Genomic DNA, 13,478 nt, shown 5'->3' with positions numbered 1-13,478 from the left:
GGTCCGCTGTCGCCTTCAGACGAGCGGCAGCGGACCGTCGTTTTTGATCTCTTCCATGACCGCGTAGGTGCGGGTTTCCTTGACGCCGGGCAGCGTCCAAAGCACCTGCCCGAGGAAATTGCGGTAGGCGGTCATGTCCTCGAAACGCGTCTTGACGAGATAGTCGAAGCCGCCGGCGACCATGTGGCATTCGAGCACGGCGGGAGCCTGCTTGATGGCAATCGCAAACTGGTCGAAGACTTCCGGCGTCGTCTTGTCCAGCATGACTTCTATGAAGACGAGCAGACCGAAGCCGAGCTTGTGCGGATCGAGGCGCGCACCGAAGCCGGAGACATATCCTTCCTTCAGCAGACGGCGCAGCCGTTCGCTGGTTGCGGTCGGCGACAGGCCGATGCGGTCCGCCAGTTCGAGATTGGTGATCCGCCCGTCCGCCTGCAGAATGTTCAGGATTCTGCGATCCGTCTTGTCGATCTGGTGCATTGCCGCCGCCTCCCGCTCGCGTCTCTCAGGCGGCCAGTCGCGTTTCAGCGAGCTTCACCCAATAGGAAATCCCGTGGGGGATCGCCTCGTCGTTAAAGTCGTAGGCCGGATGGTGGAGGCCGGCCGTGTCGCCGTTGCCCATGAAGATAAAGGCGCCAGGGCGGGCAAGCAGCATGTAGGAGAAATCCTCCCCGCCCATCATCGGGTCGAGCGAAGCATTGACCTGGGCGGCACCGGCGACCGTCGCGGCTGCCGCAAGCGCGTGGCCGGTTTCTTCGGCGTGGTTGACCGTCACCGGATAGTTGCGGCCGTACCAGACGTTGACCGTCGCGCCGTAGGCGCCGGCGATGCTTTCGGCGATCTGGCGGATGCGCGCCTCGCCGGTGTCGCGCACCTCTGGCATCAGGGTGCGGACGGTCCCGGCGAGAACCGCCTGCTCGGGAATGACGTTGTGGGCGAAGCCGGCGTTGAACTTGGTGACCGAGACGACGACGGATCCGAGAGGATCGACAGTGCGCGAGGCGATCGTCTGGAGCGCGTTGACGATCTGCGCGCCGATAACAATCGGATCGATCGTCTTGTGCGGCTGCGCCGCGTGCCCGCCGCGGCCGTTGATGGTGATGGTGAACTCGTCGGTGGAGGCCATGATCGGGCCGACGCGGCTGCCGAAATGACCGACCGGCATGCCCGGCATGTTGTGCATGCCGTAGACCTCCTCGATCGCGAAACGCTCCATCATGCCGTCCTTGACCATCTCGTTGCCGCCGCCGCCGCCTTCTTCCGCCGGTTGGAAGATGACCGCGACGGAGCCCGCGAAATTGCGCGTCTCGGCGAGGTATTTCGCCGCACCGAGCAGCATGGCCGTATGGCCATCATGGCCACAGGCGTGCATCTTGCCGGCGGTTGTCGATGCCCAGGCTTTGCCGCTCGCCTCGTTGATCGGCAGGGCGTCCATGTCGGCCCTCAGCCCGATGGTGCGGCCGGTGCCGAGATTGCCGCGGATGATGCCGACGACGCCGGTCCGACCGAGGCCGGTCACGATTTCGTCAACGCCGAATTCCTTCAGTTTCCTTTCCACAAAGGCTGCCGTATTTTCCACCGCGAACAGGAGTTCGGGGTTCATGTGCAGGTGGCGCCGCCACTCGGTGACTTCGCTCTGGAGTTCGGCGGCGCGGTTGAGAATCGGCATAGGGTCGTCCTGTCGGTCGGTTCAGTCACGGTGGATTGGCGCGGCAGCCATGGATTGGGCTTTGCCATCTCCTCGCCATATAGGCTAAATACCGGGACGAGGCGAGGCAACTGCGGAAATTCGAGGTCGGATTGTGGTGACAGGTGGATTCTTGGGGCGTGACGGGGCGAGGGCGATGGGCGTTCTCGCGGGAGCCTGTGCGGCATTCCTGGCGGCGGTGCTTCCCGCATCTGCCAATCCGAGGCTGGTCGTCGACGTCAACTCGCTCAAGGTCTATGAGCATCAGGACATCTTCAAGAGATGGTACCCGGCGTCGCTGACCAAGCTGATGACGGCCTACACGACTTTTCGGGCGATCAAGACGGGGCAGTTGACGTTGGAAAGCCCGGTCGTGATGACGAAGAATGCCGCATCCGAGCCGCCGAGCAAGATGTTCTACAAGCCCGGCCAGGCGATGACGCTCGACAGCGCCCTCAAGATGATGCTGGTGAAATCGGCAAATGACGTCGCCGTTGCCATCGGGGAAGCGGTCGGCGGATCGGAAGCAGCCTTCATCGAGCGGATGAATGCCGAGGCGCGCCGTATCGGGATGACTTCGTCGCATTTCATCAATGCCAACGGACTGCCCGGTGAAGGTCAGTACACGACGGCGCGCGATCTGGCCGTGCTCGCGATCACCTTGAAGCGGGAGTTCCCCGAATATGCGTCCTATTTCTCGCTGGAGGGCTTCACCACCGGCAAGAAGGACTATGCCAACTACAACATGCTGATCGGCCGCTTCGAGGGCGCGGACGGCATGAAGACCGGCTTTATCTGTGCCTCTGGCTTCAACCAGGTCTCGTCGGCGACGCGCGGTGGCCGCAGCGTCGTTTCGGTTGTCCTCGGGGAAGACAGTCTTGGCGCCCGGGCCGACGAGTCCGCCCGGCTGTTGCAGATGGCGCTGACGACCGCCGACGCAGGCAAGCAGTCCCTGACGCAGATCGCGCCCTATGGAGAGGGCCGCGACATGGTTGCCGATGTCAGCAAGGAGATCTGCTCCAAGGCCGCGGCGAAGGTGCGCAGCGAGGGCCGGGACGAAGCCGGTCGCCAGAAGCTGCTTTCGCCTTATATCCACGAAATCAATCGCCCGCTGAAGCTCGCTTTTGCGGGGCTTATTCCCGGCAGCGGCGAAAAGACTGCCAAGGCCGGCACCGATGTCGCGGCGCAGGGTGATGTTACCGAGATCGCCAACGTGCCGATTCCGGTTCCTCGCCCGAGTTTTTGAGCGGGATAATATGCGCGGCCTTCGGCTGCATCCCGTGTCTCAATTGGATTTCGGACGATCCGATCCGAAACCAGCGTGATCTAAGACGGAGTCCGCCATGAACGGTTCATTGCCGGTGGTGTCGGTATCGATCCTCACCGGCTTTCTCGGTGCGGGCAAGACGACGCTTCTCAATCGCTTGCTCAAAGATCCCGACCTCTCCGACACCGCGGTCATCATCAACGAATTCGGCGATGTCTCGATCGACCACCTGCTGGTCGAGGCGTCGAGCGATGGTGTGATAGAACTTTCCGACGGGTGCCTTTGCTGCACGGTGCGCGGAGAGCTTGTCGACACGCTTGCCGACCTCATGGATCGGATGCAGACCGGCCGCATCAAGCCGCTGAGACGCGTTGTCATCGAAACGACCGGGCTTGCCGATCCGGCGCCGGTGCTGCAATCCGTGCTCGGCAATCCGGTCATCGCGCAGAACTTCCGGCTGGACGGTGTCGTCGCGGTCGTGGACGCAGTCAACGGACTGCAGACGATCGCGAACCACGTGGAAGCCTTGAAGCAGGTCGCGGTCGCCGACCGGCTCGTTGTCAGCAAGACCAAGCTTGCGGATGACGCAGAGCGCGATGCGCTCCTGGAACGGCTCCGGGACCTCAACCCGCGCGCTCCGGTGATCGACGGCGACACGGAAGAGGCTGGCCGTGCGGATCTGTTCGCCTGCGGTCTCTATGACGCGTCGACCAAGGTCGCCGATGTCGGCCGCTGGCTTCAGGACGAGGCGCAGGCCGATCATGATCATGACCACCATAATCACGACCATGACCATCATGATGATCATCACGATCACGATGTCACGCGCCACGATTCGGACATCCGGTCGTTCAGCATCGTCCACGATCGTCCGATCGAACCGATGGCGCTTGAAATGTTCATCGATCTTCTACGTTCGGCCCATGGCGAAAAGCTGCTGCGGATGAAGGCAGTCGTTTCCGTGGCCGACAAACCCGAACGGCCGCTTGTTCTGCACGGCGTGCAGACCGTTTTTCATGCGCCGGAGCGGCTGGCGGCGTGGCCGGATCCTGCCGACCGGCGCACGCGCATGGTGCTGATCACGAAGGGCCTCGAGGAAGCTTTCGTGCGCGACCTCTTCGATGCCTTCACCGGCACGCCCCGCATCGATCGGCCGGATGCGCAAGCTCTCTCCGACAACCCGCTCGCAGTTCCCGGCATGAAATTCTAGATCAGCGCCGAAGCTTTCAAATAGGCCGGTTTGATACCCCTGCCGGTGAAGGGCGCGCGCGAGCGAGATGCAAGCCTCCGCCGGAAGCCGTCTTCTTTGCCCACCCCTACAGCCAGCGGCGGACGCGGCTTTTGTAGCCGCGATAGGCATCACCGAACTTGACTTCGAGATAGGCTTCCTCTCGGGCGACCACCAGGTAGCGGATGACGAAGTAAAATGGCACCAGCAGAATGAGCAGCCACAGGCTGTCGAAGCCGACGGCGAGGCCGATCAGGCCGAGAAACATGCCGATGTAGATCGGGTTACGGCTGAAGCGATAAGGTCCATCTTCGACGATCGTCGTCGTCGGCTGGGTGGTTGGGATGTGTGTTCCTGCCCGGCGGAAGGTCGTCGCCGCCCAGATCAACAGTGCGAGGCCGGAGAGGAATACGATGGTGCCCAACCAACCGGCCGGCACTGCCGCCGGGAGGAAAGGCAGCGGGTAGAGTGCGTCAATCACGCGCCCCGCCACGGCCGCCAGTGCCCAGACGATCGGCGGCCGCACCGCCGCGCCGGAACTGTCTTGGAAATTGCCGCCCGCATCGTTCATTGTGCAGCCCCATCGTATTTCGCCGGGATCATAGCAAGAATTCCGACCGCATTGGAGCCTCTCGATGGGGTGCTGGAAGGCGGGCCTTCAATGTCGCGAGTCTCATCAGACGCAGCGGAGGCAGCCGCCGGAACCGGGAGCCGGAATGCATGATGGCCGAAGCAGCGACATTCCGCTGGACCGCTACGTTTTCTTGCGGATGAGGAAGCGATGGCCGCCTTCTGTCGGCGCCGCTTCCTCGAGCCGGTGTCCATCCTCGCTGCAGAAATGCGGGATGTCGATCACGGCGAGCGGATCCGTGGTCTCGATTTCGAGCAGGGTGCCCGGAGCGAGCGTCTGCATGCGCTTGCGCGTCTTCAAAACGGGAAGGGGGCATTTCAGCCCCCTCAGATCATAGACGGTCCTGGGTTCGTCCGGCATCAATTGCCCCAGATCTTCCAGAACGGGCGCTTCTTCGGCTGTTCGGCGGGGGGCTGTTCGGCTGCCGCTTGCGGGTTTTCCGCCGGGGTCGCGGCAACTTGCGCGTTGCTTCCGGCCGGGGCGGGCGCCTGCTTCTGGTCGGCTGCCGCTGGCTGCTGGTTTGCCGCGGGCTGCGGTGCGCCCGATTGAACGGCGGCCGGCTGCTCGGGTGCCTGGACCGTCGGCGCGGGGGGCGCGGCTTCCGGCTCGCTTGCCGAGAACAGGTTCCAGAAGGATTTCCTGGCGGGCGCCGGCTGGACGGCAGCCTGCAGAACAGGGCGCTCGATCGGGCTTGCCTGCGGCACCGGCACGCTCGCGCCGCCCCGGGTCGCTTTCTCAAGCGCCTCCTTCTGGATCAGCGCCGCCTGCTTGGCTTCCTCGGCCGCCTTCTCGTCTGCAACCTTCTTTTCGAGGTCGCTCACCTTCATCAGCTTGCCGGCGTCGAAAGAATTGCCGGTCGGCGCATAGGCGAGTTCACGGCCCTTGCGCTGGTCGGCGACGATCGCCTTGCGCTCGGCTTCGCTCGGCTCATACCAGACCATGCCTTCGTACTTCTTCAGCGCCTTGTCGTAGTCGCGCTGATAGTCCTTCTCGAAGCTTGTCATCGCGACCTGCAGAGCCGGCGGCGTCGACATGGCCGGGCATTGGCCCATCGGATTGAACGTGCCGTCGCTCTGCTGATTGAAGACGTACTTCCTCTCGCAGACATTCACTTCCGGCGGGCGCTTGGTCACCTCGAACTGGTCGTAGCCCATCTTCAGCATCTTCCAGAACTCGATGTTCGGGTTGTTGCGATGGCGGGCCATGTTCTCCGCGGTCATGCGGAACGGAAACGCCTGCAACTGGACGCTTTGCTGCCCGCCCCTGAAGGCGTCGCGTGCCAGCGCGAAGATCTCGATGATCTGCTCGTCGGTCATCGAGTAGCAGCCCGACGAAGAGCAGGCGCCGTGAATCATCAGATGCGTGCCGGAGCGGCCGTTGGCCTTGTCGTAGGTATTGGGGAAACCCGTATTGATAGCGAGGTAATAGTTGGAATTGGGGTTCATCTGGTGCGGGAACAGCGGATAGAACCCTTCCGGGGCCTGCCGGTCGCCTTCCTTCACCTTGGGACCGAGCTTTCCGGACCACGCGCAGATCTTGTAGCTCTTCAGCAGCTGAAAGCGGTTGGCCGCGTTCGCCTTCCACACCTCGAGCGTGCCTTCTTCCTTGAAGATCCGTAGCGCGATCGGAGAGGTCTTCTGCATCCCCAGTTCGCGCATCTTCGCGGTCATCTTGCTCGAAAGCTGATACTCGGTCTTGCTCTTGACCGAGGAGAGATTGACCGAGTCCAGCGTCTCGTTGGTACAGCCGGCGAGCGCGGCTGCTATAGCGGCGGTGGCGACAAGGTTCCTGAAACGCATCGGCAGAGGCCCGTTAAAAAACACAATCCGTCATTGAGCGCCGTCTCGTCGAGGGGCGCCCTCGACGAATCAGTAAGCGATTATTCTTCACGAAATCTTAACCCTGCAGGATCCCCCTGCGCACGCCGTCTTTCTTGACCGCATGAATATGGCCAAGATTTGGCCACAGTTTGATTTCCGGTTGCCGTTGCCGGCGTTTTTAATCGCAATGGTTCAGAGATTTCGGCCGATGTTGAGGTATTTCTGCCGGCGGTCCGTCCGCAATTCGTCACCGTTGCGGCCGGACAGGTCCTTGAGCGCGTCCGCGATCACGGTCCCCGTGCGGCTGATCACCGACGCCGGGTCGCGATGCGCGCCGCCGACCGGTTCGGGAATGATACCGTCGATGATGCCGAGCGATTTCAGGTCCTCGGCGGTGATCTTCATGCTGCTGGCGGCCTCCTTGGCGCGCGTTGAATCGCGCCACAGGATCGAAGCCGCTCCCTCCGGCGAAATGACGCTGTAGATCGCGTGCTCAAGCATATAGACGCGGTTGCCAGTTGCGATCGCGATCGCCCCGCCGGAGCCGCCTTCACCGATGACCACGGTCACGATCGGCACCTTGACGTTGAGGCACATTTCGGTCGAGCGGGCGATCGCCTCGGCCTGGCCGCGCTCCTCGGCGCCGACGCCCGGATAGGCGCCCGCCGTATCGACCAGCGTGATCAGCGGCAGGCTGAAGCGGTCGGCCATTTCCATGATGCGGATCGCCTTGCGATAACCTTCCGGGCGCGGGCTGCCAAAATTGTGCTTGATGCGCGACTTGGTGTCGTTGCCCTTTTCCTGACCGAGGACGGCGACAGGCATGCCGCGAAAGCGGGCGAGCCCCGCCTGGATCGCATCGTCGTTGGCGAAGTTGCGGTCGCCGGCAAGCGGCGTGAATTCGGTGAAGAGTTCGCCCGCGTAGTCGAGGAAATGCGGGCGCTGCGGGTGACGGGCGACCTGGGTCTTCTGCCACGGCGACAGCTTCGAATAGATCTCGGCCATCGCGTCGCGCACACGCACCTCAAGCCGCGCGATCTCGTCGGATGTGTTCACACTCTCATCTTCGCTGGCGAGCTTCTTCAGTTCCAGAATCTTGCCTTCGAGATCAGAGATGGGTTTTTCGAAGTCGAGATAGTTGTGCATGAGATGCGTTTCCGATCAATTTGCGACAGGGCTGTCCGGTCGAAGCCAGCCTGCCCGGCGGTCCTAATCCTGTTTTTTCGCCTGTTTGGCAAGGGGGTGATGGTTTTGCACGAGGTCATGCAGCCGTTCTTCAAGCACATGCGTATAGATTTGTGTCGTTGAAATGTCCGAATGGCCGAGCAGTTCCTGCACGGCGCGAAGGTCGGCGCCGTTGGCGAGCAGGTGGCTGGCGAAGGCATGGCGCAGCACGTGCGGCGAGATCGTTGCGACTCTTATGCCGGCGCGCGCCGCGAGACCCTTGAGGTCACGTGCAAAAACCTGGCGCGGCAGATAGCCGGTCTTGCCGTAGGAGGGGAAGAGCCAGGGGCTCTCCTCGGGCCGGTCGGCCTCCGCGTTCTTCGATCTGAGCGCGTCGCCATAGGCGCGCAGGGCGCGCATGGCGGCCTGCGACAACGGGACAAGCCTTTCCTTGTTGCCCTTGCCCCGAACGACGAGGAAGCGACCGTTCTGCGAGAGCACGGTTGCCGGCAGCGACACGAGTTCGCTGACACGCATCCCCGTTGCGTAGAGGAGCTCGATCAGCGCATGCATGCGCAGTTGGGCGAATGCGTCTTCACAGCCGGTGGCAGCTTCGGTTTCCGCCTGGCCGATCAGCCTGGTCACGTCGTCGATGCTGAGCGTCTTCGGCAGCGCGCGCGCCTTCTTCGGCGCGTCGAGGATCCCGGTCGGATCGTCGCCCCTAAGCCCTTCGGCGTACAGAAACTTGTAGAATTGCCGCAACGCGGACAGGCGGCGCGCCTGGGACGAGGATTTGAAGCCCTCGCCGGCGAGATGCGAAAGGTAGCTTCTCAAGTCGTCGGCCGAGGCATCGGTCAACCGCGTGCCACGGCTCCGCAAGAAGGAGAGCGCGTCTTCGAGATCGTGCTCATAGGATTGCAGCGTGTTGGTCGCCGCCCCGCGCTCGGCGCTCATCATTTCCAGAAAGGATTCGACGTAGGCGGCGGATCGGTCGGTCATTGCGGTTTGTTGACCCGTTCCGATGGAATGCGCACGGTTACATCCCGCTCGACCGGCTCGACGAAAGTAACGAGGGCAACCATTGTGCCATAGACGATGGCGGCAAAGACGGCCAAGAAGAACAGGAAGCGGAAAAGGGTCGGCATTTCGGTCTCCTCTGCATGATCCCTAATCGGAGCTCGTTAAAATCATGCAGTCGTTCTTCAAAGTGCTGCAGCGACCTTTGCGCGTCTGCGGCGGATGCGTGAACTATATGAACGGCCCCGACGCCGAGTTCAAGAAGCGTCGCGCGGCGCGCGCGACGACTTGACGCTCCCCGTCGATTTGTCGATATCGGAGGGGAATGGGGAAAATGAAGCGCAATGAACGACGTGACCGAAACGGTTTCCGCGACGCTTGCCGAACGGGCGAAGCTCGCCCTCGGTAAGCGCAACCTCGTTTTCATCGGACTGATGGGAGCGGGAAAATCGGCAATCGGTCGACTGACCGCGCAGGCGCTCGGCATTCCCTTCATCGATTCCGATCATGAGATCGAGCGGGTTTCCCGCATGACGATCAGCGAGCTTTTCGCGGCCTATGGCGAGGAAGAATTTCGAGCGCTCGAGGCCCGCGTGCTAAAACGCCTGCTGAGATCCGGCCCCCGGGTGGTCTCCACCGGTGGCGGCGCTTACATCAACGAACGCTCGCGTCGACAGATCAAGAAGGGCGGCGTGACGATCTGGCTCAATGCGGATCTCGACGTGCTGTGGGAGCGCGTGAACAAGCGCGATACGCGACCGCTTCTTAAAACCGAGAACCCGAAGCAGACGCTCGAAAACCTGATGCGCGCGCGTTACCCGATCTACGCGGAGGCGGATCTGACCGTCCTTTCGCGCGATGTGAAGAAGGAGATGATCGTCGAGGAGGTTCTCACCGCCATCGCCGATCGCCAGAAAGCTCAAAGCCATGAATAGCCATGTGACGCCCGCCGCCGAACGCAAGGTCCGCGTGAACCTAGGAGATCGCTCCTACGACATCCTCATCGGCCCCGGCCTCATCGCCGCGGCGGGCAAGGAAATCGCGTCGCGCCTCAAGGGCCGGAAGATGGCGGTCATTACCGACGAGAATGTCGCGCCACGCTATCTTCAGCCGCTGATGGCAAGCCTCAGTGAAAACGGCATCGAGGGCGTCTCGCTCGTGCTGCCTGCCGGCGAAAAGACCAAGAGCTTCGACCATCTCATTCCTGTCTGCGAAACCGTGCTCGGCGCCAGGATCGAGCGGAACGATGCGGTGATCGCGCTCGGCGGTGGCGTCATCGGCGATCTCACTGGCTGTGCGGCGGGCATCGTCCGCCGCGGCTCGCGCTTTATCCAGATTCCAACGTCGCTGCTGGCACAGGTGGATTCTTCCGTCGGCGGAAAGACCGGGATCAATTCGCCGCATGGCAAGAACCTGATCGGTGTCTTTCATCAGCCGGATCTCGTTCTCGCCGACACGGACGTCCTCGATACCTTGAGTCCGCGCGAATTTCGCGCGGGCTACGCCGAGGTTGCCAAATACGGCCTGATCGACAAGCCGGACTTTTTCGATTGGCTCGAACGGAACTGGCAGGCCGTCTTCGCCGGGGGAGCTGCTCGGATCGAGGCCATTGCCGTCAGTTGCCAGGCGAAGGCCGACGTCGTGGCTGCGGACGAACGCGAGAACGGCTTGCGCGCGCTTCTCAATCTCGGACACACGTTCGGCCATGCCCTGGAGGCCGCGACGGAATATGACGGCGCACGCCTTGTGCATGGCGAGGGCGTTGCGATCGGCATGGTGCTGGCACACGAGTTTTCGGCTCGCATGAACCTCGCGAGCCCGGACGATGCACGGCGCGTGGAAACCCATCTCAAAGCGGTCGGCCTGCCGACGCGGATGGCCGACATACCCGGCAGCCTGCCGCCAGCCGAACGGCTGATGGACGCGATCGCCCAGGACAAGAAGGTGAAGGGCGGAAAGCTCACCTTCATCCTCACCAGGGGTATCGGTCAGTCCTTTGTCGCCGATGATGTTCCGTTCTCAGAAGTGCTGAGCTTCCTTAAGGAGAAGCACCCCCAATGACCGGCGACGCGTTTCTGGCCTTTCTGGCGGAACACTGGCTGTCTCTCGTTTCGGTTATTTGCCTTCTGTTGCTCTCCGCGTTCTTCTCCGGATCGGAGGCTGCCTTGACCGCGGCCTCCCGGGCGCGGATGCACACGCTCGAGAGCAATGGCGATCGCCGGGCGGGCGTCGTCAGTCGGCTGATCGAGCGTCGTGATCGCCTCGTTGGAACGCTGCTGCTGGGCAACAACCTCGTCACCATTCTCGCGACCTCCCTGGCAACAAGCCTCCTGATCAGCCTCGTTGGCAGTTCCGCCGTGGCAGTCGCCACACTCGGCATGACCGTGCTGCTCGTGGTCTTTGCCGAAGTGTTGCCGAAGAGCTGGGCAATTGCCTCTCCCGACCGGTTCGCGCTCGTCGTGGCGCCCCTCGTGAGACCGTTCGTGGCGATCGCCGGTCCTGTATCGGCGCTCATCAATACGATCGTCCGACGCCTGCTGAACCTCTTCGGCGTGAACCTTTCGTCCGACATGCCGATGCTGTCGGCGCAGGAGGAACTGCGCGGCGCCGTCGATCTGCTTCACCGGGAGGGATCCGTGATCAAGGCGGACCTCGACCGGTTGGGTGGGGTGCTGGATCTCGGCGAACTCGAGGTTTCCGATATCATGATCCACCGCACCGCCATGCGCGCGATCAACGCGGACGAGCCGCCGGAGCTCTGCGTTCGGGAGATCCTCGAAGCCCCGTTCACGCGCCTGCCGCTCTGGCGGGGCTCGACGGACAACATCATCGGAGTTGTCCACTCCAAGGATCTCCTGCGCGCGCTTGCGGAACCGGATGTCGAGCCTGCGAGCCTCGACATCGTCAAGATCGCGCAGAAGCCCTGGTTCGTCCCGGATACGACCAACCTCAGGGACCAGCTCAACGCCTTCCTGCGGCGCAAGCTGCATCTCGCGATCGTCGTCGACGAATACGGTCAGGTCCAGGGCCTCGTGACGCTCGAGGATATCCTTGAGGAGATCGTCGGCGATATCGCCGATGAGCATGACATCGATATCCAGGGCGTGCGGCAGGAGGCGGATGGGTCGATCGTCGTCGACGGCTCGGTGCCGATCCGCGACCTCAACCGGGCGTTGGACTGGTCGCTGCCGGACGAGGAGGCGACCACGGTCGCCGGTCTCGTCATCCATGAATCGAAGAGTATCCCGGAAGAGCGGCAGGCCTTTACCTTCTACGGCAAGCGCTTCATCGTCATGAAGCGGATCAAGAACCGGATCACCAAGCTGCGCATCCGCCCGGCGGAGGATGGAACGTCGATCGGCTAGAGCATCCCGCTTTCAAGTGGAATCACTGAAAGCGGATAAGATGCTCTAGAATCAAAGTGCTAGAGCATCCTTTGTGCGTTCACTTGAACCCACGGCGCTCTAGATCATTTCATTGTTTCACTGAAACACTAAAGCGATCTAACTCTCTGAAACCACGCAATTCCGGACGGAAAACCGTTACACACTTTTCCTGGAATTGCTCTAGTTCAAAGGGTTGAGGGGGGAGCAAGCGTGACGCGCTCACCAGCTCGTCGGCTCTCCCGGTGCGGCCGGCTCGACGGCGAGCGCATGCAGACCCTGATCGAGCTCCGGCTTCAGGAGGTCGTTGATCGCGCGGTGACGCGCCACTCGGCTCATGCCGGAAAATGCGCTGGAGACAATCCTGATCCGGAAATGCGTCTCACCTTCGCCGTCGAAGCCGGGCTGGTGACCGGCATGCAGATGGCTTTCATTGATCACCGCGAGGCGCTCCGGATGGAAGGCTTCGAGGAGTTTCTGTTCGATCCGGCTTTGCAGCGACATTCTTCCGTCCTATTTCCCTGGATCGGCCTTCGGCATGAGCCCTGGCGGCGCAAAATGCTCGCACAAAGCCAGCAACATTCGTCTTTGTCAATTCTTGTTGTGGGGCCCTCCAAACCCCATAATGTCGGCTATGAAACTCGATTCAAAATACTTCGATCGCATCCGTACGCGCCGCAAGGTGGAGCCGCGCGCAGAGCCATCTGCGCCGGTATGCCAGTGGGACGGCTGCGACAAGAAGGCGATGCATCGGGCTCCGGTCGGCCGCAATGCCGAGGGCGAATATTTCATGTTCTGCTTCGAACATGTGAAAGAATACAACAAGGGCTATAACTACTTCTCAGGCCTCTCCGACACCGAGATCGCGCGCTACCAGAAGGAGGCGGTGACCGGTCATCGTCCAACCTGGACCGTCGGCGTCAACAGGAACGCCCGCAATGGGCCGACCCAGTCGCAAATGCGTTCCGGCACGGCCGGGGCGCAGGCCCGCATGCGGGATCCTTTCGGCTTCTTCAACGAGGCGCGCGCCCGGTCGGCTCGGCACGAACCACGCCTGCGCAAGCTGAAAACGCTCGAAGCCAAGGCATTCGAAACGCTTGGTCTTGCGGCCTCGGCAACGGCTGCCGATATCAAGGCGGCTTACAAGGAGCTCGTGAAGAAGCACCACCCCGATGCGAATGGCGGAGACAGGGGATCGGAGGACCGTTTTCGCGCGGTTATTCAAGCCTATCAATTGTTAAAACAGGCTGGTTTCTGCTAACAACGCGGATTATGACAGAA

Annotated in this window: 15 protein-coding genes; 6 read left to right on the top strand and 9 right to left on the bottom strand. The window is 62.1% G+C overall.

Going from position 1 to position 13,478, the window contains the following annotated elements; translation table 11 throughout:
* Positions 1-15: 15 nt before the first annotated feature.
* Together RB548_RS15180 and RB548_RS15175 are read right to left on the bottom strand one after the other, a co-directional pair.
* Complete coding sequence (locus RB548_RS15180) at positions 16-480, bottom strand: Lrp/AsnC ligand binding domain-containing protein (protein ID WP_136508815.1); 465 nt, start codon at positions 478-480, stop codon at positions 16-18.
* Between the two features lie 25 nt (positions 481-505).
* Positions 506-1,669: a M20 aminoacylase family protein gene (locus RB548_RS15175; RefSeq protein WP_331372100.1), complete on the bottom strand. Its 1,164-nt coding sequence runs from the start codon at positions 1,667-1,669 to the stop codon at positions 506-508.
* 175 nt (positions 1,670-1,844) lie between these two features.
* Between RB548_RS15175 and RB548_RS15170 the strand changes: the two genes are divergently transcribed.
* Positions 1,845-2,933 (top strand): D-alanyl-D-alanine carboxypeptidase family protein, encoded by a 1,089-nt coding sequence (locus tag RB548_RS15170; protein ID WP_331372099.1) that lies wholly within the window; start codon positions 1,845-1,847, stop codon positions 2,931-2,933.
* A gap of 97 nt (positions 2,934-3,030) precedes the next feature.
* The gene (locus tag RB548_RS15165) at positions 3,031-4,164 is read left to right on the top strand and encodes a CobW family GTP-binding protein (RefSeq protein ID WP_331372098.1); all 1,134 of its coding nucleotides are present in this window, start codon (positions 3,031-3,033) and stop codon (positions 4,162-4,164) included.
* 106 nt (positions 4,165-4,270) lie between these two features.
* On the opposite strand, the gene RB548_RS15160 is transcribed toward RB548_RS15165, so the two are convergent.
* The 6 genes from RB548_RS15160 to RB548_RS15135 all read right to left on the bottom strand — a co-directional run bounded on the left by RB548_RS15160 (position 4,271) and on the right by RB548_RS15135 (position 8,942).
* Positions 4,271-4,753, bottom strand: a complete 483-nt coding sequence (locus RB548_RS15160) for a methyltransferase family protein (RefSeq protein ID WP_331372097.1) — start codon at positions 4,751-4,753, stop codon at positions 4,271-4,273.
* 183 nt (positions 4,754-4,936) lie between these two features.
* On the bottom strand, positions 4,937-5,173 hold the full coding sequence (locus RB548_RS15155; RefSeq protein ID WP_331372096.1) for a sulfurtransferase TusA family protein: 237 nt from the start codon (positions 5,171-5,173) through the stop codon (positions 4,937-4,939).
* The gene (locus RB548_RS15150) at positions 5,173-6,612 is read right to left on the bottom strand and encodes a L,D-transpeptidase family protein (protein WP_331372095.1); all 1,440 of its coding nucleotides are present in this window, start codon (positions 6,610-6,612) and stop codon (positions 5,173-5,175) included. The genes RB548_RS15155 and RB548_RS15150 overlap by 1 nt, the downstream gene beginning before the upstream one ends.
* Before the next feature lie 213 nt (positions 6,613-6,825).
* Positions 6,826-7,779, bottom strand: a complete 954-nt coding sequence (locus tag RB548_RS15145; RefSeq protein WP_331372094.1) for an acetyl-CoA carboxylase carboxyltransferase subunit alpha — start codon at positions 7,777-7,779, stop codon at positions 6,826-6,828.
* 63 nt (positions 7,780-7,842) lie between these two features.
* Entirely contained in the window at positions 7,843-8,796 is a 954-nt protein-coding gene (gene xerD, locus RB548_RS15140; protein WP_331372093.1) for a site-specific tyrosine recombinase XerD, read from the bottom strand.
* Positions 8,793-8,942, bottom strand: a complete 150-nt coding sequence (locus RB548_RS15135; RefSeq protein WP_153441575.1) for a hypothetical protein — start codon at positions 8,940-8,942, stop codon at positions 8,793-8,795. Before RB548_RS15135 ends, xerD begins: the two co-directional genes overlap by 4 nt.
* 216 nt (positions 8,943-9,158) lie before the next feature.
* Here RB548_RS15135 and RB548_RS15130 point away from each other — a divergent pair, with 216 nt between their 5' ends.
* From RB548_RS15130 to RB548_RS15120, 3 genes are read left to right on the top strand one after another with little or no spacing between them, the layout of a single operon-like run.
* Complete coding sequence (locus tag RB548_RS15130; RefSeq protein WP_331372092.1) at positions 9,159-9,749, top strand: shikimate kinase; 591 nt, start codon at positions 9,159-9,161, stop codon at positions 9,747-9,749.
* Positions 9,742-10,875: a 3-dehydroquinate synthase gene (gene aroB / locus RB548_RS15125; RefSeq protein WP_331372091.1), complete on the top strand. Its 1,134-nt coding sequence runs from the start codon at positions 9,742-9,744 to the stop codon at positions 10,873-10,875. Before RB548_RS15130 ends, aroB begins: the two co-directional genes overlap by 8 nt.
* The gene (locus RB548_RS15120; RefSeq protein ID WP_331372090.1) at positions 10,872-12,179 is read left to right on the top strand and encodes an HlyC/CorC family transporter; all 1,308 of its coding nucleotides are present in this window, start codon (positions 10,872-10,874) and stop codon (positions 12,177-12,179) included. Before aroB ends, RB548_RS15120 begins: the two co-directional genes overlap by 4 nt.
* 240 nt (positions 12,180-12,419) lie before the next feature.
* On the opposite strand, the gene RB548_RS15115 is transcribed toward RB548_RS15120, so the two are convergent.
* Positions 12,420-12,701 (bottom strand): BolA family protein, encoded by a 282-nt coding sequence (locus tag RB548_RS15115; protein WP_331372089.1) that lies wholly within the window; start codon positions 12,699-12,701, stop codon positions 12,420-12,422.
* A 121-nt stretch (positions 12,702-12,822) separates the two neighbouring features.
* On the opposite strand from RB548_RS15115, the gene RB548_RS15110 reads away from it, so the two are divergent.
* Positions 12,823-13,458, top strand: coding sequence for a J domain-containing protein (locus tag RB548_RS15110; protein ID WP_331372088.1), 636 nt, complete (start codon positions 12,823-12,825; stop codon positions 13,456-13,458).
* The last annotated feature ends 20 nt before the right edge of the window (positions 13,459-13,478 follow it).

The organism is Sinorhizobium chiapasense (assembly GCF_036488675.1).
In the GTDB taxonomy this organism is placed as follows: Bacteria; Pseudomonadota; Alphaproteobacteria; order Rhizobiales; family Rhizobiaceae; genus Sinorhizobium; species Sinorhizobium chiapasense.
The sequence above is the reverse complement of the archived record's forward strand: the minus strand, read 5'-3'. Positions and strand labels throughout refer to the sequence as shown.

Bases quoted from the DNA above. Each gene is read 5' to 3' on its own strand.
- RB548_RS15160 (WP_331372097.1), bottom strand. From the start codon at position 4,753: ATGAACGATGCGGGCGGCAATTTCCAAGACAGTTCCGGCGCGGCGGTG.
- RB548_RS15120 (WP_331372090.1), top strand. From the start codon at position 10,872: ATGACCGGCGACGCGTTTCTGGCCTTTCTGGCGGAACACTGGCTGTCT.
- RB548_RS15165 (WP_331372098.1), top strand. From the start codon at position 3,031: ATGAACGGTTCATTGCCGGTGGTGTCGGTATCGATCCTCACCGGCTTT.
- aroB (WP_331372091.1), top strand. From the start codon at position 9,742: ATGAATAGCCATGTGACGCCCGCCGCCGAACGCAAGGTCCGCGTGAAC.
- RB548_RS15135 (WP_153441575.1), bottom strand. From the start codon at position 8,942: ATGCCGACCCTTTTCCGCTTCCTGTTCTTCTTGGCCGTCTTTGCCGCC.
- RB548_RS15175 (WP_331372100.1), bottom strand. From the start codon at position 1,669: ATGCCGATTCTCAACCGCGCCGCCGAACTCCAGAGCGAAGTCACCGAG.
- RB548_RS15115 (WP_331372089.1), bottom strand. From the start codon at position 12,701: ATGTCGCTGCAAAGCCGGATCGAACAGAAACTCCTCGAAGCCTTCCAT.
- xerD (WP_331372093.1), bottom strand. From the start codon at position 8,796: ATGACCGACCGATCCGCCGCCTACGTCGAATCCTTTCTGGAAATGATG.
- RB548_RS15145 (WP_331372094.1), bottom strand. From the start codon at position 7,779: ATGCACAACTATCTCGACTTCGAAAAACCCATCTCTGATCTCGAAGGC.
- RB548_RS15150 (WP_331372095.1), bottom strand. From the start codon at position 6,612: ATGCGTTTCAGGAACCTTGTCGCCACCGCCGCTATAGCAGCCGCGCTC.
- RB548_RS15155 (WP_331372096.1), bottom strand. From the start codon at position 5,173: ATGCCGGACGAACCCAGGACCGTCTATGATCTGAGGGGGCTGAAATGC.
- RB548_RS15130 (WP_331372092.1), top strand. From the start codon at position 9,159: ATGAACGACGTGACCGAAACGGTTTCCGCGACGCTTGCCGAACGGGCG.
- RB548_RS15170 (WP_331372099.1), top strand. From the start codon at position 1,845: ATGGGCGTTCTCGCGGGAGCCTGTGCGGCATTCCTGGCGGCGGTGCTT.
- RB548_RS15180 (WP_136508815.1), bottom strand. From the start codon at position 480: ATGCACCAGATCGACAAGACGGATCGCAGAATCCTGAACATTCTGCAG.
- RB548_RS15110 (WP_331372088.1), top strand. From the start codon at position 12,823: ATGTCGGCTATGAAACTCGATTCAAAATACTTCGATCGCATCCGTACG.